This is a genomic window from Streptomyces sp. NBC_01214 (assembly GCF_026340975.1).
Classification (GTDB): Bacteria; Actinomycetota; Actinomycetes; order Streptomycetales; family Streptomycetaceae; genus Streptomyces.
Genome location: NZ_JAPEOS010000002.1, coordinates 1,630,012 through 1,649,643 on the forward strand (window position 1 = coordinate 1,630,012; position 19,632 = coordinate 1,649,643).

Below are 19,632 nucleotides of genomic sequence, written 5' to 3' on the forward strand. Positions count from 1 at the left end.
CACTGGCGAAGCCACCATCTCCTCGCAACACCCGACACCACGGGATCAAGCTCTCTCGGTTCCACGACGCGCATCCACGCCAACCGCGCGGGACTTCCCCTGGAGATCACCAGTTCCGACGGGGGCGTCACCACGGTGGAGCGCGACCACCGGGGCCGCCCCGTCAGGATCACCGATCCCGCGGGCAGCGCACAGCGCTTCACCTGGGATGCCGACGACCGGCTGCTGCACCGCGTCACCGCCGACGGCAGCCGCGAGTCCTGGCGCTGGGACCCTGAGGGCAACTGCCTCGCCCACATCGACGCCCACGGCGGTGTCACAACCACCGAGTACGGTCACTTCGACAAGCCCCTCGCCCGTATCTCGGCAGATGGGCTCGCCATGAGCTGCGCTACGACACCGAACTGCGCCTGGTTCAGGTGACCAACCCGCTCGGACAGACATGGAGCTACAGCTACACCACGCGGGACGGCTCGTCGCCGAGGCCGACTTCGACGGCCGCCGGACCCACTACGCCTACGATCAGGCAGGCCGTTTGACATCCCGTACGGGTTCTCAGGGGGTGTCGGCCGCGTACACGTGGGACTCCATGGACCGGTTGACCTCCCGCGAGATCGAAGGGCACCTCGTTCGCTACACCTACGACCGTGCTGGCGAACTCGTCTCCGCCCGGTCGCCGGGCTCCGCCGTCGTCAAGGAACGCGACGCCATGGGACGGCTGATCTCCGAAACCGTCGACGGCCGCACCAGCCGCTACAGCTACGACCTGCTGGGCCGCCGTCTCGCGCGCACCACGCCCTCAGGTGCTGTCAGCCACACCACCTACACCGAAGCGGGCGACCGCCTCTCGCTCACGACCGACGGACACACGACCGCCTTCACCCACGACGTACTCGGCCGTGAACTGACCCGCACCTGGGGATCGCCGTCGGCCCCCGTCTCCCTGCATACGACGTGGGACAACCGCAGCCGGCCCATCAGCCAGTCAGTGACCAGCGGCAGCACCGCCTCGCCCGTCCGGAACTACACGTATCGCCCTGACGGTTACCCGGTGCGGATCACGGAGTCGGTAGCCGGGGCCAGGTGGGACAAGCAGATCTCACTCGACCCCATGATGGGGCGACCGCTCAGCATCGAAGCACCCGGCTGGACGGAGACGTACGCGTACGACGGCGCGGGCAACCAGACTCAGGCCGACTGGCCACGAGCAGCCGGCCACAGCGAAGCCCGTGGGCCCCGCACCTACCTCGGAACCCGTGTGACATCCGCTGGCGCTGTCACCTACGAACACGACGCCGCAGGCCGCGTCGTCATGCGACGGTGCGCCAGACTCTCCCGCAAGCCCGACATCTGGCGTTACGCATACGACGCCGAAGACCACCTGGTTTCCTGCACCACCCCGGACGGCACCTTGTGGCAGTACACGTATGACCCACTGGGACGGCGTACCGCCAAACACCGCGTGTCCCCTGACGGCCTGGGGCCGATCTACGAGGGAACCAACCCCATACCCATCCGTCTGGACTTCACAGCATTCGGGAACAAGGGCTTCACCTTCACCCACAGCCTCGAGAATCCTGCGGCCGGCGTCAGAACCGGCGTGTAACACCGGCCCCGAACAGCAAGTGAGGATCGCATGACCCGCACCACCCCGCCCCGCCCGGTCGACGCCGAGGCCTTGTTCCCCGCACTCGCCGACTACCGCCGTACCAGCACCCGCCTCCACCCGCGCCACGGCTCCCCGAAAGCTAACGACAGTTCGGTAGCCGGCCCGTTCCTGTGGCCCGCCGACGAGCCGTGGCCCGTGTGCACCGCGGTCCACCCGAAAGGCAGGGGGCACCGTCTGTCGGACGTGCGCCTCCAGCGGCGGATCCTCGACGAGGCATGGCACCGCGATCCCAGGTCGGGTCCTACGGACGCGGAACGCGAGGTCTTGGATAGCCTCCAGCCAGGACCGTGCGCCCCGCAGATCGGCGACGCTGACCCGATTCCGCTGCTCGCCGTCGCACAGCTCTTCGCCCGTGACGTCCCCGACCTCACCGGACCAGAAGGCTGTGACCTGCTCCAGGTCCTCTGGTGCCCTTTCGAAGTGCACGGTCCCGACCGGACTATCGACGTCGTGCTGAAGTGGCGGCGCTCCCAGGACGTGCACGACGTCCTCGCCGTGGTCCCGGAACCGGCGGCGGTGGGCAGGGCCGAATGCGTACCGAACACGTGCGTGCTCCACCCCGAACGCGTGGTGGAGCACGAGTACGAAGGTCTCCTGGATGAGGAGCTTCAGGAGGCCATCGAAACGTGGGAAGTGGGAGACGACGAAGAGGACGATGACGCCTTCGACTCCTGCGCCCCCTCCAGCTTCGACACCTACGAGGAGTACGAGGCTGCCATGGCCGTCGCACGCGCGGATGAGGATGACGAGGTCACCTACCGGGGCGATCTGTCCATCGCGCCCGGTTGGAAGGTCGGCGGCTTCGCCTCGTGGCACCTCACCGACCCGGCGCACATCGCTTGTGGAGTATGCGGAGCACCTATGCCGCCCCTGCTCACCGTGGCCGTCAGCGAATGGGACGGAGCCTCGGAGAGCTGGATCCCGCTGGAGGATCAGGACTCCCTGCCGGACAGCCGGATCAGCGACCCGACCGGCGTCTACCTCGGCCGCGGCCTCATGCGCGTCCACACGTGCCCCGCCACCCCTACGCATCCGCACCGGCTCAGCTTCCAGTAGACGAGCCTTCCCGACTGGTGACGTGTTCCTTGGGATTTGCCCCGGTTGGTGGACATCTCTTGACGATCGGCCCCTGGGATCCGATGTGGAGGTGTCCTGGTGGGTGTTGCCCGGTAGGAACAGGAGTTCAAGCAGGGCGCCGTCGAGCTGGTGTGGTCCAGCAGGCGGACCGTCAACTGGGCCGCGAAGGGGGCGCCCAGGTGGTGGTCGGCGACGTGAACCGCCCGGCCGGCGAGATCGGCTACGAGGTCCTCTGCCGCCGCCACCACCGCAAGCGGATGACCTCGGCCGCGGCCCACGCCGGCGCCCTCTCCCCGGACGTCCTCCCCGTCAACCACTCCTGACCGCGGCGAACGCCCGGCCGGGGGCCGGCTCTCCGAGGCTCCGCCCCGTTTGCCGACGGCCGTACCGGAACCGTTCGACGCCTGCGTGTCTCTTAGTAACGTATGCGAATCGGGGGTTGCCCACCGCCCTCGGGGACAGGGGACACAATGGGACTGCCTGAGGAGATAGCCGCCATGCGGGGCGGGTCCGGGCATTCGGGTCGTTTGCTGGGTGAATTCCGCCGTACTCCGCTGCTGGTGCCGCTGTCGGAGGGTGATGACGGCGGTCTGATGTCCGGGTGGCAGGGCGGCGTCCGCTGGATCTACGCGTTCACCGACGAGGGGGCGCTGGCCCGTTTCGCGGAGGCGCGCGGTGCCGGTCCCGGCACCGCCGCCGGGGCCCGTGAGTGGGAGTACCTCTCGATCCTGGGCGCGCGTCTCCTCGATGCGGTGATCCCCACGGTCGACGGCCCGACCGGTGTGGCGGTAGATGTGGCGGACGAGGACGCCTCGATGCTGTTCCCGCCGGTCGTGGGCATCGTGCCCGACGCGTGCGCCGTGGATGCCGTCTGATGGCCGGTGACGGGGACCTCGAGGTCTCGCCTGCCGCGGTCAAGAACATCCAGGACGGTCTGCGCAAGGCCATCGCCGAGTTGCGTGAGTCGGGGGACGCGGCCGGTGCCTCCCAGGGGGCCGGTTTCAGTGATCTGTCGATGACGGGGATGGAGGCCGGACACATGGGGCTGGCCACCGACTTCGAGGACTTCTGCGAGCGCTGGGAGTGGGGCGTGCGCAGTCTGGTGCAGAACGCCAGCACCCTGGCCGGGAACCTCGGTATCGCGGCGGGCACGGTGTGGGAGGAAGAGCAGTACATGCAGGGCGCGTTCAAGGTCGTCGCCAATGCCGCGTACGGCAATCCGCACGCGAGCGAGGACGAGATCGAGCAGAAGAGCTGGGACGACATCTGGCGGGCGGACGTCTACAAGCCGGACTACAGCGCGGAGTCGTTCGAGAAGAGCCGGCAGGACATCGGGCAGACCTGGTCGGACACGGGCGACAAGCTGACCTCCAGCGGGCAGATCGGCTCGATCAAGGACTTGCTGGACCAGGCGGGCGGGGGCGGTCACTGATGGGCTGGCGGGACTTCGTACCGGACTCGGCGGAGGACTGGGTCGAGGACCGGGCCGAGGACGTCGGCGACACGATCGAGTGGACCGGCGACAAGGTCGCCGACGTGGCCGAGGAGGTCGGTCTCGACGAGGCGGGTGACTGGGTCCGCGACAAGAGCCGCTCGGCCGCCAACCAGCTCGGCGCGGACGTCACGGAGCTGGAGCTGGGCCAGACGGAGGACCCGAACAAGCTGGTCTACGGCAGCGTGTCGAAGATCCGCGCGCAGGTATCGCACCTGAACGACTTCAAGTCCTCCTTCACCACGGTCGGCAACGGCCTGAAGGGTCTGGAGGGCGACGGTCTGAAGGGCGCGTCGGCGGACGCGTTCCGGGAGGCGATAGCCAAGGAGCCGCCGCGCTGGTTCAAGGCGGCGGAGGCCTTCGGCAAGGCCGCCGACGCGATGGGCCGCTTCGCGGAGACCGTCGAGTGGGCGCAGGGGCAGGCCAAGGAGGCCCTCGCGGACTACGACCACGCCAAGAAGGTCTCGCAGGACGCCCGCACCGCCTACAACAAGTCGATCACCGACTACAAGGCCGCGGTCGAAGCGAAGAAGGACACGCTGCCGCCGCGGCCGGCCGACGACTTCACCGACCCCGGCGACCCGCTGATCAAGGCCGCCCAGGACAAGCTCGACACCGCGCGCACCCAGCGCAACGAGGTCGCGGAGACGGTCCGTACGGCGGTCCGGGCGGCCCGCGACGCGGCCCCGCCGAAGCCCTCGTACGCCGAGCAGCTCAAAGACGGCATGGACTATCTGGACCTCGCGCAGACCCACCTCGCGGGCGGCGTGATCAAGGGTACGGCGGGCCTCGTCAACTTCGTCCGTTCGGTCAACCCGATGGACCCGTACAACCTGACCCATCCCGCCGAGTACCTGACCAGCCTCAACTCGACGGTCGCGGGCCTGACGGTGGCGGTCAACGACCCCATGGGCGCGGGCAAGCAGATGCTCGACGAGTTCATGAAGGACCCCAGCGAGGGCATCGGCAAGTTGCTCCCCGAGCTCGTCGGCTCCAAGGGCCTCGGCGCCCTGAAGAAGACGGCATCGATCGCCAAGCACGCCGACGACCTCAAGGGACCAGGGCGCAGCCACCTCGACAAGGACGGCCGGGACGGCCCCTCCCGCGACTCGTCCAAGGACAAGGTGTGCGAGGAGGACCCGGTCGACGTCGCGACCGGCCGCATGATCCTCACCCAGACCGACGTGGCCCTGCCCGGCACCCTGCCGCTCCTCTTCGAGCGGACCTTCGAGTCCTCCTACCGGGCGGGCCGGTGGTTCGGCCCGGCCTGGGCCAGCACCATCGACCAGCGCCTGGAGATCGACGCCGAGGGCATCGTCTTCCTGCGGGAGGACTCCAGCGTCCTGGCCTACCCGCACCCGGCGCCCGGCGTCCCCGTCCAGCCCACGCACGGCCACCGCTGGCCGCTCTCCCGGGACGCCGACGGCGGCGGATACCGCATCACCGACCCCCGCACCGGCCGTGTGTGGCACTTCGCCGTCCACAGCGACGAGCTGGCGCTCCTGGTGCAGATCGACGACCGCAACGGTAACCACGTGTCCTTCGTCCACGACGAGGCCGGCACCCCGCAGGAGGTGGTCCACAGCGGGGGCTACCACCTGAAGCTGACCACGGACCGGGGCAGGATCTCCCGGATCGCCCTGGCCGACGGGACCGAGATCCTGCGCTACGGCTACGTCGACGGCCACCTCGCAGAGGTCACCAACTCGTCCGGCCGGCCCTTCCGGTTCGGCTACGACGACCACGGCCGCATCATCTCCTGGACCGACACCAACGACCGCCACTTCGACTACGTCTACGACGACCGCGACCGCTGCACCGCCCAGTCCGGCACCAACGGCCACCTCAACGCCCGCTTCGAGTACGGCGACGGCGTCACCACCGTCGTCAACGCCCTCGGGCACCGACGCCGCTACCAGGTCAACGAGCGGGCCCAGATCGTCGCCGAGACCGACGCCACCGGCTCCGCCACCCGCTTCACCTACGACCGCTTCAACCGGCTGATCTCCCGGACGGATCCGCTCGGCCGCACCAGCCGCATGGCGTACGACGAGGAGGGCCGGCTGGTCTCCCTGGTCCGGCCGGACGGCCGCGAGGCCACCGCCCGGTACGGCGATCAGGGAGGCCCGACCCACCTCACCCGCCACGACGGCACCACGGTCCGCCGGACCTACGACGAGCGCGGCAACATCACCTCCGCCACGGACAGCGCCCGCAGCGCCACCACCTTCACCTACGACGAGCGCGGCAACCTTGCGTCGCTGACCGACGCACTCGGCCGCACCACCACCATCCACTGCGACCGCGCGGGACTGCCGCTGGAGATCACCGACCCGCTGGGAGCCGTGACCCGCTACCGGCGCGACGCCTTCGGACGCCCCGTCGCCGTCACGGACCCGCTCGGCAACACCGCCCGGCTGGCCTGGAGCACCGAGGGCCGCCTGCTGCGCCGTACCGAACCGGACGGCACCGAGCAGTCCTGGGAGTACGACGGCGAGGGCAACTGCGTCCGCCACACGGATGCCCTGGGCGGAGTCACCTCCTACGAGTACGGCGACTTCGACCTCCTGGTGGCACGCACCGGGCCCGACAGGGTGCGCCACACCTTCGAACACGACGCCGACCTGCAGCTCACCCGGGTCACCAACCCCCAGGGCCTGCACTGGTCGTACACCTACGACCCGGCCGGCCGGCTGATCGCCGAGACCGACTTCGACGGCCGGACCGTGGCGTACGGCTACGACGCGGCGGGCGTGCTGGCGAGCCGGACCAATGCCCTGGGGCGGACCGTCTACCACCGCAACGATCTCGGGCAGATCGTCCGCCGGGAGTGCGACGGGGCGGTCACCACCCTGGAGTACGACGTGTTCGGGAAGCTCGCCCGTGCGGCGGGCCCGCACGGCACGCTGACCCGCCTGCGCGACAGCGCCGGCCGGCTGCGCTCGGAGACGGTCGACGGGCGCACGCTGACCTACGCCTACGACGAGCTGGGCCGCCGCACCGGACGCACCACCCCGGCGGGAGCCGTGAGTGCCTGGAGCTACGACGAGGCCGGCCACTGCCGCGAGATGACCGCCTCCGGCCGCACGATCACCTTCGAGTACGACACGGCCGGCCGCGAGCTCGTGCGGCGGATCGGTGAGCACCTCACCCTCTCCAGCGCCTGGGACGACCGGGGCCGGCTGGCGGACCGGGCCGTCACCGGTCACGACGGCAGGCTGATCCAGCGCCGCGGGTACTCCTACCGCCCCGACGGATCGCTCACCGAGATCGACGACGTGCACACCGGCCCGCGGCGGTTCGAGCTGGACCCGGCGGGCCGGGTCACCGCCGTGCGGGCCGCGCAGTGGACCGAGCAGTACGCGTACGACGAGGCCGGGAACCAGAGCTCGGCGTCCTGGCCCGAGTCCCACCCGGGCGGCGGGTCCGCCACCGGGGACCGCGCCTACGAGGGGACGCGGCTGACCCGGGCGGGCCGGGTCACGTACGAGTACGACGCGCTGGGACGCGTCGTCCTGCGCCGTCAGCCCCGGCTCTCGCGCACGCCCGACACCTGGCGCTACGAATGGGACGCCCAGGACCGGCTGGTCGCCGTACGGACGCCGGACGGCACCCGCTGGCGCTACCGGTACGACGAACTGGGCCGGCGCACGGCCAAGCAGCGGCTGACGGAGGCCGGCGAGGTCGCCGAGGAGGTGCTGTTCACCTGGGACGGCTCGACCCTGTGCGAGCAGACGACGCGCACGGACGGCTCGGCCCGGGAGGTGACCCTGACCTGGGAGCACCGCGGCCTGCATCCGCTGGCGCAGACCGAACGCATCCGCACCGCCGACCAGGGCGAGGTCGACCAGCGGTTCTTCGCGATCGTCACGGACCTGGTCGGCACCCCGACGGAGCTGGTCGACGAGCGGGGCGCCGTCGCCTGGCGCACCCGCTCCACCCTCTGGGGGAGCACCACCTGGAACCGGGACGCGACGGCGTACACCCCGTTGCGGTTCCCGGGCCAGTACTTCGACCCGGAATCGGGTCTGCACTACAACGTGTTCCGCCACTACGACCCGCTGACGGCCCGCTACCTCAGCCCCGACCCGCTGGGCCTGGCCCCCGCGCCGAATCCCTCGACGTACGTCGTCAACCCGCACACCTGGGCCGACCCGCTGGGCCTGGCTCCGGACGGATGCCCGCCCAAGGGCGAGAAGAGCAACCCGTTCAAGACCAGGGAGGAGGCCCGTCAGGCCGCGCACAAGCTGGCCGGGGTGGATCCCGATGTGGACGACCTGTGGGCCACCTGGAAGGTCACCGACGACATCAGCCTCAAGCACGTCGAGGGCTACACCTACTCGGACAACGCCTCCCACCTGGGTACCTTCTGGCAGTACGAGCTGAAGAACGGCGGAGGCTCCCGCGTGGTCGTGGAGCACACGCACGACCCGGCGGGGCCGCACTTTCACGCGGGCATGCCGAAGGCCATGGGAGAGCGGCCCGACGGTGGCCAGTTCGTCAACTTCGGTTGGGACAACAGTAATTACAAGGAGATGGAACGCTACGCCAAGATCAACAAAGAAGGCGGCGACCATCACCTGTTCTACGAGAACGGTGGCTGAGGATGACCGACGACCGGAGCGCAGGCGCACCGGCGCCGCAGCTGGCGAAGGCGGGGCTGGAGGCCGTGGCCGAGGGGGTGGCCGAGGGGCTGCCCCCGTACGCGCGCGCCTTCAAGGCCGTCGTCAACGTCGAGGTGTCCCCGCGGGCCACCGTGGCGCGCACGACGCCGGGGGCGCTGCAGGAGGCCGACCGGCTGTGGCTGGAACACGCACGGGCCGATGCCGTCATCGACGACGAGGGCTGCTTCCTGGTGCGGGGGGCCGATCGCGACTGGGTCCGGGTGCGCCGCACCGCGCACACCGCGCTCTCCGCCGCCCTCGTCCCCGGGGCTGGTTCCATGGTCATCGCGATGTCCCCGGACGGGCGGCGGCTGTGCGCCCTCACCGAGGAGGACGACGACTACTGGATCGTCGTCCACCATTTCGAGGACCGTCCCAGGTGACCCGGGGCGGGAGAACGTGACCCGAATCATGAGGACATGAGGACATGAGGACATGAGGACATGAGGACATGAGGACGTACCAGAGCACTGCCGTGAGTGTTGACGCGATGCTTGCGGACCTGCGCACGCTCGTCGAGGTCGAGTCCCCGTCGCGTGACCTCGATGCACTGAACGCGTCGGCCCGTGCCGTGGCGGCGGTCATCGAGAGCCGGCTGGGCGGGCGGGCCGTCCTGGTGGCGAGCGAGGCCGGGCCGCACGTGCACTGGTCGGGCGGAGGTGACCCCCGGGTGCTGGTCCTCGGTCACCACGACACGGTCTTCCCGCTGGGCACGCTGGGGCGCCGCCCCTTTCGGGTGGAGGGCGGGCACGCCACGGGCCCCGGGGTCTTCGACATGCTCGGGGGGCTGGTTCAGGCCGTTCACGGCCTGGCGGCGCTGGACGACCTGTCGGGTGTGGAGGTCCTGGTGACCGCGGACGAGGAGGTCGGTTCCGGTTCCTCCCGGGCTCTGATCGAGGAGCGGGCCCGCGCCTGCGGGGCGGTGCTCGTGTTCGAGGGCGCGGCCGACGGCGGGGGCCTGAAGACGGGGCGCAAGGGGTGCGGCACGTTCGAGGTGCTCGTCAAGGGGCGGGCGGCGCATGCGGGGTTGGAGCCGGAGGCCGGTGTGAACGCGCTGGTCGAGGCCGCGTACCAGGTGCTGGACCTCGTGGCGCTCGGCCGGCCGGACATCGGGACGACGGTGACGCCGACCGTGGCCTCGGCGGGGACCTCGGACAACGTCGTTCCGGCGGAGGCGACGGTCTTGGTCGACGTCCGGGTCGAGTCGGTCGGGGAGAAGGAGCGCGTCGAGGCGGCGATGGCGGCACTGGCTCCGCACCTGGACGGGGCGGAGATCGTGGTCCGGGGGGCCGTGGGCCGGCCCCCGATGCCGGAGTCGGCGTCGGCGGAGTTGTTCGAGATCGCGCGGCGACTGCTGCCGGGCATCGAGGGCAAGGCGGTCGGTGGCGGCAGCGACGGCAACTTCACGGGCGCGTTGGGGGTGCCTACGCTCGACGGCCTGGGAGCGGTCGGCGGCGGTGCCCATGCCGACCACGAGTACCTGGTGGTCGGTGCGATGGCGGAGCGGGCGACTCTCGTCACGGGGCTCGTGAACGCGATCCGCGACGGCGGGTAGGACATCGGACCTCGCCGGACCCGTGCCACCGGGCGACGCCGACGGGGCCGCCGCCCACGCGGCCACCGGCCGGTGATCCGTCCCGTGACGTCCGCCCCGGCCCTTCGAGGAATCGGGCACACGGGGAGGAGCGGCGCGATCGGATCGATCACTCGTGACTGACGGACGATCGGGTTCGATCGGTCGGCCGTACGCCCGGGGCCCGGTTCCAGCGCATCCGGGACCAGGGGAGCGCGAGTTCGGCCCGGCCCGTGACCTGCCGCGGCGTCAGGGAGTCGACGGCGGCCGCCTCGCGGTGGCGGGCGTACACGCCGTCCACGTACCGGTGGCCGGTGTCGGCGGCGATGAAGAGGACCGTGCGTTCCGGGGCCTGCGCGCGTTCCCAGCGGGCGGCGAGGTAACCGGCCCCGGTCGACAGGCCGGCGAAGACCGCGTGCCGCCGCAACAGGTCGACGCTGCCGGCCAACGCGGCGTCGAAGGAGATCCAGTGGAGCGTGTCGTAGGAGGCGTGGCGCACGTTCCCGAAGGGGATGGAGCTGCCGATCCCGGCGATGATGATCTCGGGGTCGGCGACGTGCTCGGCGCCGAAGGTGACACTGCCGAAGGGCTGCACGCCGACGAGTTCGACATCGGGGGAGTCTTCCCTCAGATAGCGGGCGAGGGCCCCGGTGGAGGCGCCCGACCCGACCCCGCCGACCAGGGTCAGGGCGCCCCCGCCCGTCGACCGTCGGATCCGCTCGGCCACCGCCCGGTAGCCCAGGTAGTGGATGTCGTCGTGGTACTGCCGCATCCAGTGGTATTCGGGGTGCTCCGCGAGGATCTCGTGGACGCGCTCGACCCGCCGCTTCTGGTCCAGCTTCAGGTCCTCGCAGGGCTCCATCCGGTCCAGCGTCGCCCCGAGCACGGCCAGTTGGGTGCGCAGCGTGCGATCGACGGTCGTCGAGCCGACGATGTGACAGCGCATGCCGTGCCGGTGACACGCCAGCGCGAGGGCGTAGGCGTAGATCCCGCTGGAGCTGTCCAGCAGGGTGTCCCCGCGCCGCACCACCCCCGTGTCGAGCAGGTGGCGGACCGCGGCGAGGGCGGAGACGACCTTCATGGTCTCAAAGCGCAGGCAGACGAGCCGGTCGTCGAGGCGTATCAGGTCGGGCCGGCCGATGGCCTCCGCAATGTGCTGGTCCACTCGGGAACTCCTGGGTCGTCGGGAAGGGCGGGACGGGCGGGACGGGCGGGAAGGTCGTGAAGACGCGGGTCGCGGCGATGCCGTTGCTGTCCAGGGCCCGCACGCAACCGCGGATCCGGTGGCGCAGGCCCGGGGCCGCCGGGTCGAGGAGCAGACCGGCCACCGCACCGCTGTGCGCGATCTGGACCCCCACCGCCCCGAGCCGCCGGCCGATGCCGGTGAGCGTGTCGAACTCCGGGTGGCGCAAGAGCTGTTGGCCCCGCCGCGCGCTGGCGCTCGCGACCTGGCCCAGCAGGGCCGCGTCGCCCGTGGCCACGGCCCGCCGCAGCAGGGCGCGCAGCCGCTCGAAGGCGCGCACGTCGCCCTCGTCGTACGTACGGACCGGCAGGGCGAGGGTGTCCACGGGCGCGCCCCCGCCCAGGGCGCAGCCCACGACCACGAGGGGCGGCAGACGGGGGCCGAGGACCTCCAACACCCGCCCCTCGCGCTGGGCGAAGAGCGCCGGGCGGGCGTCGAGCATCAGCGGGTCGCAGGCCAGTTCGGCGCGCACCGCCAGCCGGGCCACGGTGCCGGGCGCCAGCCGCACCCCGTAGGAGTCCGCGACCGCGCGTACGACGGCGATGACATCACTGGTGGAGCTGCCCATGCCGAGTCCCACCGGGATGTCGCCGGTGAGCCGCAACTCCCCTCCGCAGGGCGGCTCCCGGCGTCGCCGTGCGCATTCCGCGACGGTGAGGGCCGCTGCTCGGGCGGCCTTCGTACGGTCGCCCGGCAGGACGGTGAGCCGCTCCGGCGGGGTACCGGGACGCCGGGTGAACTCGGCCCGGCTGCCCATCCCGGTCATCGGCAGGGTGACCAGGCCGGCGCACCGCCGCCCGGTGGCGTCGAGGAAGACGCCCTGGAGGATCTCGCCGTGGTGGCACGGGGCGTGCCCGGTGCCGCGGCGGGCGGGGGGTGCGATCACGGCTGACCCGCCGTCCGGTAGCGGTACAGGGGCGTCGGGTCGGCGCTGAACTGGGAGAAGGGGAAGGGCTCCGCGGACAGGGCGGTCACCCCGGAGCCGAGGAAGGCCCGGGCCACCGCGCTGCCGCTCTGCGCGTAGACGACCAGCGGGACGCCCCGGGTGCGGCAGCGATCGAGGACGGTGTCGAAGGAGCCGTTGCTGAGGGTCATGCCGGTGGCGACGACGGCATCGGCGCGTTCCAGCACCTCGTGCATGTCGGTGGTGACGGGGTCGCCCCACTGGGTGGACCTGAGGTTGAAGTCGCACGGCAGTGGTACGCCGCCCCGCTCGCGGATCGCCGCGACCAGCGGGTTCACCACGCCGATGAGGCCGACACGGGCGCCCGCGCGGATGTCCAGCAGCCCGGCGATGGCCGCGTCGCGGGCCCGGGCGCGCACTTCGGGGGTGCCCGCGGGGAGGGTGAGCGGCTCCGCTCCGGCGTCGCGGTGCGGGAGCTGCCCGGCCAGGTACGCGTCGAGGGCAGCGATCCGCAGCGGGCGCGGAGCCTCGCGCAGCAGCACGTCGAGCGGGGCGCCCGAGGAGTCGCGGCAGATCGCCGGGTCGATCTCGCCCGCCTCGAAGGCGCAGCCGCCGAAGGAGCCGCCGAGGCGCACCAGGACGTACTGGTTGAGGTAGGTGGTGTCGCCGCCGGCGAGCCGGGTGCCGTGGTGGATCCAGAACACGCTGGTCGCCACGAGTTCGCAGGGCAGCGGGCCGTGTTCACCGGCCAGGACCGCCGCGATGAGGGAGTCGACGGTCGGTGCGGGCGCGGTGGTCGGGTGGCTCGTCATGACGTTCCTTGTCGGAGTACGGGAAGAGGCGCGGGCGCGGGTGAGGGTGCGGGCGAGGTGGCGCGCAGCGGGCCGCGGTAGGACACCGAGGGCCGCCCCAGGGAGTCGGTGGCCAGTTCGGCGTCGACCTCGAAGATCTGGGCGAGGTGCTCGGCGGTGAGGACGGCGGCGGGGGTGCCGGAGGCGATCAGGCGGCCCCGGTGCATGAGCAGCAGCCGGTCGCAGTGGCGGGCGGCCAGGGTGAGGTCGTGCAGGGCGACCAGGACCGTCTGCGCGGTCCCGGCGAGCAGTTCCATCAGCTCCCACTGGTGCTTGACGTCCAGGTGGTTGGTGGGCTCGTCGAGGAGCAGGCCGTACGGTTGCTGGGCGAGCGCGCGGGCGATGTGGGCGCGCTGCCGCTCGCCGCCCGACAGGCCCTTCCAGGAGCGCCCGGCGAGCGCGGTGAGGCCGACGCGGTCCAGCGCGGCGGCGACGACGGCCCGGTCGGTGGCGTCCGGTCCGCGCAGGCCGTCGCGGAAGGGGGTCCGTCCCAGCCCCACGACGTCGGCGACGCGCAGATCGGAGCCGGATCCGGAGTCCTGTTCCACGAAGGCGATCCGGCGGGCGATCCGGCGCGCGTTCCAGCTCCGTATCGACCGTCCGTCGTAGCGCACCGTGCCCGCGTCGGGCACGCGCAGCCCGGCCAGGCAGCGCAGCAACGAGGACTTGCCCGAGCCGTTGGGGCCGAGCAGTCCGACCGTCTCGCCCGGCGCGATGTCCAGATCGACCCCGCGGACGACGGGCGTGCCCGACGCCGACCAGCTCAGGTCTTCGGCGGAGATCCTCACAGCTCACCCCTCCTGCGCAGGACGAGGAGGAACAGCGGTACGCCGAGCAGCGCGGTGATCACGCCGACCGGTATCTCACGCGGCGCGAAGGCGACCCGGGCCAGGGCGTCGGTCCACACCAGGAACACCGCGCCCGCGAGCGCCGCGTGGGGGAGCAGTACCCGGTGCAGCGGACCGGCCAACAGGCGCACCCCGTGCGGGACGATCAGTCCGACGAACCCGATGGCGCCGACGGTGGCCACCGCCACCGAGGTCAGCACGGCCGTCACCACGAGCAGCAGCAGCCTGGTGCGCCGTACGCCGATCCCCAGCGAGGCGGCGGTGTCCGCGCCGAACGCGAGCCCGTCGAGGGCGTTCGCGCACAGCCAGGCGGCCGCGAGCCCCAGCGGGGTGACGACCGCGCAGACCACGACGGCGTCCCAACGGGCCGGGGCCATCGAGCCCAGCAGCCAGTGGGTGAGGGCGCGCGTGGTGTCGGCGTCGGCCGAGGCCATCAGGACGAGTGAGGTCAGGGCGGTGAAGAGCTGCCCGACGACCACGCCGGTGAGGACGATGCGGACCGAGTCCAGGCCCGTGCGGTGCAGTAGCGCCAGCAGCAGGCCGAAGGAGAGCAGGGCGCCGACGAGGGCTCCGCCGGTGATCCCGAGGGTTCCGGCGCCCAGCCCGGACAGGGGCAGGACGGCCACGGTGACGGCCCCGGCCGAGGCCCCCGAGGACACGCCGAGCAGGTACGGGTCGGCCAACGCGTTGCGGGTGACGGCCTGCAGCACGGTGCCGCAGACCGCCAGCGAGGCGCCGACCAGGGCCGCCATCAGGACCCGCGGCAGCCGCAGGTCCCAGACGAGCGAGTCCAGCAGCGGCGGCAGCGGTTCGGTGGCCAGGCCCAGCCGGGCCCCGAGCACCCGGCCGAGGTCGGTCCACCCCACGTCGGCGCTGCCGATGCGGGTGCCCGCCGCCACCGAGGCGATCAGGACGAGCACCCCGGTGAGGAACAGCCCCGCCCGCGCCGGTGCGCCGGACCGGGCGGCCCGCCGCGGCGGGGACGGTGCGCTCACGCGGACTTCGCGGGCGGCCGGGAGCAGCAGGTCCACCACCCCCGGTCCCGGGTCAGCGGACATGTCCGAGGTCCTTCATCCCCGCCGCCAGCAGCCCCAGGGCGTGCACGGAGCGTACGGAGGGGTCCAGTTCGATGCCCGGCACCTCGATGATCCTGTTCTCGCGGACCGCCGCCAGCTTGGAGACCACCGGGTCCCCGGCCATCGTGGCGCGCTTCTCGGCCGCGCTGTCGCCGGGCCGGCCGCGCTCGCTCAGATCGCCGATCACGATGAAGTCCGGGTCGCGCCGGGCGACTTCCTCCCAGGAGACCTCCGGCCAGTCCTCGGCCACGTCGTCGAAGGCGTTCTTCGCGCCGACGATCCGGCTCATCTCACTGGGCAGACCGGTCCGGCCTGCGACGTAGGGCATGCCGTTGAAGACCGAGTAGAGGTAGACGACGGTGGGCTGCTTCCCGCCCCGGGCGGTGGCCCCGGCGGCGTTCTCGCCGGCCTTGGCGACGGCGGCGCGCTGCTCCTGGGCGAGCCGGCCGGCCCGTTCCTCGGCGCCGAAGACCTTGCCGAGCTGTTCGTAGTCGGAGAAGAGGAGTTCGAAGGGGGACTTTGCGGCCTCGTTCTGCTGCGGGCAGTCCACCGCGCTGACGAAGGTGGGGACCCCCAGGGCGGCCAGTTCCTCGCGGGTGCCGGCGCGGTCCTTCGTGTAGAGGTCGGTGGAGCCGGCCACCACGAAGTCGGGCACGGCCGAACGCAGTTGCTCGGCAGTGGCGATCTTGGGGGCGATGACCGGGACCTTGGCGTAGGCGTCCTGGTACTGCGCGGGGATCTTCGTCTTGAGGTTGGCCGTCCCGGCCATCCGGTCCTGGAGCCCCAGTTCCAGCAGGGTTTCGGTCGAGGTCTGGTCCAGGGCGACGGCGCGCTGCGGGGGCCGGTCGAAGGAGAACTGCCGCCCGCAACTGTCGAGTGCCGCCGTCCGGGCGGCGGGTCCGCCCTTCGGCGCGCGGTCGCCGGTGGTGGTCGAGCAGCCCGTGGTGGCGAGGGCCAGGGCGAGTGCGAGGGGGATGCCGAGTCGGGCGCGTTGGCGCATGGGTCCTCCGGTCTGGGAAGAGCGTGGGTGTGGTCGTGCACCGGGCAGGAGTGCCGCGTTCGAAGGGTACTGTAATGGTTATCGTTTTCATTAACACCCCCGGGTCGAGGTCCGTCGAACCGCGACCCGCGACCTGCCGACGAATGAGGAGCACCCCACCGTGGCGACCACACCCGTGCCCGCGACGCCCAAGACCGGCCCGCCGCCCGCGCGTTCCGTCCTGCGCGACACCGCCTTCCTGCGCCTGTGGGCGGGCACCACCGCCTCCGGACTCGCGACCTGGGCGCTGCCCTTCGTCCTGGGCCTCGCCGTCCTGCACCGGGAACTCGGCGCGGCCGGCCTCGGCCTGGTCCTCGCGGCACGCACCGCCGGCTTCCTCGTCGCCGTCGCCGTCGGCGGGGTGCTGGCCGACCGTCACTCGCGCCGGGCCGTCGTGCTCTGGTCCGCCCTCGCAGCCGCGTCCGCCGCCCCGCTCCTCGCCCTCGGCCTCGGTCGGTCGCTGCTGGTGATGACCCTGGCCGCCGCCCTCGCGGGCGCGGGCCAGGGGGCCTGCCGACCCGCCTTCCAAGCGCTCACCGCCGAGGTCGTCGCCGCCGACCGCAGGCAGCAGGCCAATGCCGCCATGACCATGGCGGTACGGACCTCCACGCTCGCGGGCCCCACCCTGACGGCGCTGCTGGCGGCGTTCGTCGACGTGGGGACGCTGCTGTTGGGGATCGGCCTGCTCTGGCTGGTCGCCGCCCTCCTGCCGGGCCGCGGCGCCCCGGCCGTCGGACCGGCGGCCGCCGCCCCGCGCGCATCCCTGCGCGCCGAGTTCGTCGACGGCATACGCGAGGCCCGCCGCCACCCCTGGTTCCTCGCCGGACTCGGCGCCCTGACCACCGTCATCGCACTGGGCTACTCCGCCACCAGCGTCGCCCTGCCCCTCATCAGCCGCGACCGCTACGGCGCCGGGTGGGTCATGGCCGCGGCCATGACCGCCTACACCGTGGGCGCGCTCGGCGGGGCCCTGGTCACCGCCCGCCGGCGGCCCCGCTCCCAGGGCTGGAGCGCCTTCGCCGGCCTGGCCGTCTACGGCTTCGCGCCGCTGAGCCTGATGCTGCCGGTCCATCCGGCCGTGGTGATCGCGGCGTACGTCGTGGCCGGAATCGGGATCGAGCTGTTCAACGTGCCCTGGTTCACCGCCACCCAGCGCGAGGTCGCCCCGGACAAGCTCGCCCGCGTCTCCTCGCTGGACTTCCTCCTGTCCTACGGCTTCGCCCCGGTGGGCCTGGCCCTCATCGCCCCGGCCATCGACACCTTCGGCGTCACCCCGGTCCTCGCCGCGTGCGCCGCGGCCTGCTTCCTCGCCCCCGCCGCGGCCGCCCTCGTACCCACCGCCCGGCACTTCGGGCGGACCGCGGGGCCGGGCGAGCGCTGAGCTCAGCGCGGCGGGCGCACGAGGGCGAAGACCGCGCCCTCCGGGTCCGCGACCGTGGCCTGGCGTCCGCGCGGGCCCTCACGGGGCGGGTCGACGACGCGCCCGCCGAGCTCGACGACCCGCGCGGCCGCCACGTCGGTGTCCTCCACCTCGAAGTACGCCATCCAGTGCGGCCCCCGGTCGTGCGGCAGCGAGCGGCCGATGCCGTGCACGGCCGCCACCGGGCGCCCCTCCAGGTGCAGGGTCAGGTAGTCGAAGTCGTCGGAGGCCGTGCCGTGGGTCTGGGCCTCGTGGCCGAAGACGTGCTCGTAGAACTTCCCGACCGTCGAGGTGTCCTGGGTGACCAGCTCGTTCCACACGGGGGTGCCCGGCCCGCGGTACGGCCGGGTGCCCATGCGGCTCTGCGCCTGCCACAGCCCGAAGATGGCGCCCAGCGGATCGGAGCAGATCGCCACCCGCCCCGCGATACCGGCGTCCAGCGGCCCCACCGCCACCGTGCCGCCGCAGGCCCGGACCGACTCGGCGGTCGCGTCCGCGTCGTCCGTGGCGAGGTACGTCGTCCAGGCCACCGGAAGATGTCGGTCCGGCGGCATCTCGCCGATCCCGGCCACCTCGTGGCCGTTCAGTACCGCGCGGACGTACGGGCCGAGCTGCTCGGGTCCCGGTTCGTACTCCCAGCCGAACAGGTCGGCGTAGAAGTCCTCGGTGGTCCCGAGCCCGTGCACCATGAGGCTCACCCAGCACGGGGTACCGGGCGTGCGCCGGGTTGGTTCCGCTGCCTCGGTCATGTCAGCCGTCTCCTCCGTCGTGGCGCTTACCGGTGCTGATGCTTCCACTCCCGGCGACTCGGCGCGCCCCGACCGGGCCGCATAAATGCGGCCCGGCACGGAGTTGACCGGATCGGTTCGGCCCACCGATGACGGGCTTGTTACGCCAGTGCCGGGCGGGGAGGAAGATGGCCGACATGACTGCAAAATCTGCGATCCTCGCCGCCGCCGAACTGAGGAACGAGCTGGCCGGCCCCCGCCCGCCGGTGCTGCTGGACGTCCGCTGGCAGCTCGGCGGCCCCGACCAGCGGCCCGCCTACGAGGCAGGACACCTGCCCGGGGCCGTGTACGTCGACCTCGACCGCGAACTGGCAGGTCCGCCCGGGGCGGGCGGCCGCCACCCGCTGCCGGACCCCGAGGCCTTCGGGGAGGCCATGCGGCGGGCGGGCGTTTCGGCGGACGGGCCCGTCGTTGTGTACGACGGCGGGCTGGGTTGGGCGGCGGCCCGGGCGTGGTGGTTGCTGCGGTGGACGGGTCACCCGAACGTGCGGGTCCTGGACGGCGGCTTGGCCGCCTGGACGGCCTCCGGGGGCACGGTGACGGCCGACCGGGTGACTCCTACGGAGGGCGATTTCAAGCCAACCCCGGGTGCGGTCGGGCTGCTGGACGCGGACGCGGCGGCCTTGCGCGCGCGTGCCGGGGTCCTCCTGGACGCCCGCGCGGGGGAGCGCTACCGGGGCGAAGTCGAACCGATCGACCCGGTCGGCGGTCACATCCCGGGCGCGCTGTCGGCCCCGACCACGGAGAACGTGGGTCCGGACGGGCGTTTCCTGTCGGCGGACGCCCTGCGCGCCCGGTTCGAGGAGCTCGGCGCGTCCGAGGGGGCGGCGGTGGGCGTGTACTGCGGCTCGGGGGTCTCCGGAGCGCACGAGGTACTGGCCCTGGCGGTGGCGGGCATCGAGTCGGACCTCTACGCGGGCAGTTGGTCCGAGTGGTCCGGCGACCCGGCCCGCCCGGTGGCCACGGGGCCGGACCCCCAGTAGGCAGA

The 19,632-nt window shown here is 72.3% G+C and carries 17 protein-coding genes and 1 pseudogene; 11 read left to right on the forward strand and 7 right to left on the reverse strand.

Going from position 1 to position 19,632, the window contains the following annotated elements; genetic code table 11:
- Positions 1–72 precede the first annotated feature (72 nt).
- The 9 genes and pseudogenes from OG594_RS32285 (at position 73) to OG594_RS32325 (ending at position 10,457) form a co-directional block, all read left to right on the forward strand.
- The gene (locus OG594_RS32285) at positions 73–423 is read left to right on the forward strand and encodes an RHS repeat domain-containing protein (RefSeq protein ID WP_266606663.1); all 351 of its coding nucleotides are present in this window, start codon (positions 73–75) and stop codon (positions 421–423) included.
- A 19-nt stretch (positions 424–442) separates the two neighbouring features.
- On the forward strand, positions 443–1,606 hold the full coding sequence (locus tag OG594_RS32290) for a hypothetical protein (RefSeq protein WP_266605771.1): 1,164 nt from the start codon (positions 443–445) through the stop codon (positions 1,604–1,606).
- A gap of 30 nt (positions 1,607–1,636) precedes the next feature.
- Positions 1,637–2,725: a hypothetical protein gene (locus OG594_RS32295; protein WP_266605773.1), complete on the forward strand. Its 1,089-nt coding sequence runs from the start codon at positions 1,637–1,639 to the stop codon at positions 2,723–2,725.
- Between the two features lie 191 nt (positions 2,726–2,916).
- Positions 2,917–3,069: pseudogene (locus tag OG594_RS32300) on the forward strand (thymidine kinase); the annotation flags it as partial.
- Between the two features lie 147 nt (positions 3,070–3,216).
- Positions 3,217–3,621: a hypothetical protein gene (locus OG594_RS32305; protein WP_266605775.1), complete on the forward strand. Its 405-nt coding sequence runs from the start codon at positions 3,217–3,219 to the stop codon at positions 3,619–3,621.
- Entirely contained in the window at positions 3,621–4,178 is a 558-nt protein-coding gene (locus OG594_RS32310; protein WP_266605777.1) for a hypothetical protein, read from the forward strand. The genes OG594_RS32305 and OG594_RS32310 overlap by 1 nt, the downstream gene beginning before the upstream one ends.
- Positions 4,178–8,842 carry a putative T7SS-secreted protein gene (locus OG594_RS32315; RefSeq protein WP_266605779.1) on the forward strand — a complete coding sequence of 1,555 codons (4,665 nt, stop codon included), beginning with the start codon at positions 4,178–4,180 and terminating at the stop codon, positions 8,840–8,842. The genes OG594_RS32310 and OG594_RS32315 overlap by 1 nt, the downstream gene beginning before the upstream one ends.
- A gap of 2 nt (positions 8,843–8,844) precedes the next feature.
- Positions 8,845–9,285 carry a hypothetical protein gene (locus OG594_RS32320; RefSeq protein WP_266605781.1) on the forward strand — a complete coding sequence of 147 codons (441 nt, stop codon included), beginning with the start codon at positions 8,845–8,847 and terminating at the stop codon, positions 9,283–9,285.
- Between the two features lie 68 nt (positions 9,286–9,353).
- Positions 9,354–10,457: a M20 family metallopeptidase gene (locus OG594_RS32325; RefSeq protein WP_266605783.1), complete on the forward strand. Its 1,104-nt coding sequence runs from the start codon at positions 9,354–9,356 to the stop codon at positions 10,455–10,457.
- 148 nt (positions 10,458–10,605) lie between these two features.
- On the opposite strand, the gene OG594_RS32330 is transcribed toward OG594_RS32325, so the two are convergent.
- Genes OG594_RS32330 through OG594_RS32355 form a run of 6 tightly spaced genes read right to left on the reverse strand, consistent with a single transcriptional unit; the run spans position 10,606 to position 16,397 of the window.
- Entirely contained in the window at positions 10,606–11,640 is a 1,035-nt protein-coding gene (locus OG594_RS32330; RefSeq protein ID WP_266605785.1) for a pyridoxal-phosphate dependent enzyme, read from the reverse strand.
- Entirely contained in the window at positions 11,561–12,604 is a 1,044-nt protein-coding gene (locus OG594_RS32335; RefSeq protein ID WP_266605787.1) for a GHMP kinase, read from the reverse strand. The genes OG594_RS32330 and OG594_RS32335 overlap by 80 nt, the downstream gene beginning before the upstream one ends.
- Positions 12,601–13,434, reverse strand: coding sequence for a DUF364 domain-containing protein (locus OG594_RS32340; RefSeq protein WP_266605803.1), 834 nt, complete (start codon positions 13,432–13,434; stop codon positions 12,601–12,603). The genes OG594_RS32335 and OG594_RS32340 overlap by 4 nt, the downstream gene beginning before the upstream one ends.
- Positions 13,431–14,261, reverse strand: a complete 831-nt coding sequence (locus tag OG594_RS32345; RefSeq protein WP_266605805.1) for an ABC transporter ATP-binding protein — start codon at positions 14,259–14,261, stop codon at positions 13,431–13,433. Before OG594_RS32345 ends, OG594_RS32340 begins: the two co-directional genes overlap by 4 nt.
- Positions 14,258–15,379 (reverse strand): iron ABC transporter permease, encoded by a 1,122-nt coding sequence (locus OG594_RS32350; RefSeq protein ID WP_266605807.1) that lies wholly within the window; start codon positions 15,377–15,379, stop codon positions 14,258–14,260. Before OG594_RS32350 ends, OG594_RS32345 begins: the two co-directional genes overlap by 4 nt.
- Positions 15,369–16,397 carry an ABC transporter substrate-binding protein gene (locus OG594_RS32355; protein ID WP_266605809.1) on the reverse strand — a complete coding sequence of 343 codons (1,029 nt, stop codon included), beginning with the start codon at positions 16,395–16,397 and terminating at the stop codon, positions 15,369–15,371. Before OG594_RS32355 ends, OG594_RS32350 begins: the two co-directional genes overlap by 11 nt.
- A 160-nt stretch (positions 16,398–16,557) precedes the next feature.
- Here OG594_RS32355 and OG594_RS32360 point away from each other — a divergent pair, with 160 nt between their 5' ends.
- On the forward strand, positions 16,558–17,817 hold the full coding sequence (locus tag OG594_RS32360) for an MFS transporter (RefSeq protein WP_266605811.1): 1,260 nt from the start codon (positions 16,558–16,560) through the stop codon (positions 17,815–17,817).
- A gap of 2 nt (positions 17,818–17,819) precedes the next feature.
- On the opposite strand, the gene OG594_RS32365 is transcribed toward OG594_RS32360, so the two are convergent.
- Positions 17,820–18,605, reverse strand: a complete 786-nt coding sequence (locus tag OG594_RS32365) for a VOC family protein (protein WP_266605813.1) — start codon at positions 18,603–18,605, stop codon at positions 17,820–17,822.
- A gap of 176 nt (positions 18,606–18,781) precedes the next feature.
- On the opposite strand from OG594_RS32365, the gene OG594_RS32370 reads away from it, so the two are divergent.
- Complete coding sequence (locus OG594_RS32370) at positions 18,782–19,627, forward strand: sulfurtransferase (RefSeq protein WP_266605819.1); 846 nt, start codon at positions 18,782–18,784, stop codon at positions 19,625–19,627.
- Positions 19,628–19,632: the final 5 nt, after the last annotated feature.

Excerpts from the sequence above, each read along its gene's own strand:
- OG594_RS32310 (WP_266605777.1), top strand. The coding sequence starts at position 3,621 with ATGGCCGGTGACGGGGACCTCGAGGTCTCGCCTGCCGCGGTCAAGAAC.
- OG594_RS32365 (WP_266605813.1), bottom strand. The coding sequence starts at position 18,605 with ATGACCGAGGCAGCGGAACCAACCCGGCGCACGCCCGGTACCCCGTGC.
- OG594_RS32350 (WP_266605807.1), bottom strand. The coding sequence starts at position 15,379 with ATGTCCGCTGACCCGGGACCGGGGGTGGTGGACCTGCTGCTCCCGGCC.
- OG594_RS32340 (WP_266605803.1), bottom strand. The coding sequence starts at position 13,434 with ATGACGAGCCACCCGACCACCGCGCCCGCACCGACCGTCGACTCCCTC.
- OG594_RS32370 (WP_266605819.1), top strand. The coding sequence starts at position 18,782 with ATGACTGCAAAATCTGCGATCCTCGCCGCCGCCGAACTGAGGAACGAG.
- OG594_RS32290 (WP_266605771.1), top strand. The coding sequence starts at position 443 with ATGGAGCTACAGCTACACCACGCGGGACGGCTCGTCGCCGAGGCCGAC.
- OG594_RS32355 (WP_266605809.1), bottom strand. The coding sequence starts at position 16,397 with ATGCGCCAACGCGCCCGACTCGGCATCCCCCTCGCACTCGCCCTGGCC.
- OG594_RS32315 (WP_266605779.1), top strand. The coding sequence starts at position 4,178 with ATGGGCTGGCGGGACTTCGTACCGGACTCGGCGGAGGACTGGGTCGAG.
- OG594_RS32325 (WP_266605783.1), top strand. The coding sequence starts at position 9,354 with ATGAGGACGTACCAGAGCACTGCCGTGAGTGTTGACGCGATGCTTGCG.
- OG594_RS32320 (WP_266605781.1), top strand. The coding sequence starts at position 8,845 with ATGACCGACGACCGGAGCGCAGGCGCACCGGCGCCGCAGCTGGCGAAG.
- OG594_RS32305 (WP_266605775.1), top strand. The coding sequence starts at position 3,217 with ATGGGACTGCCTGAGGAGATAGCCGCCATGCGGGGCGGGTCCGGGCAT.
- OG594_RS32295 (WP_266605773.1), top strand. The coding sequence starts at position 1,637 with ATGACCCGCACCACCCCGCCCCGCCCGGTCGACGCCGAGGCCTTGTTC.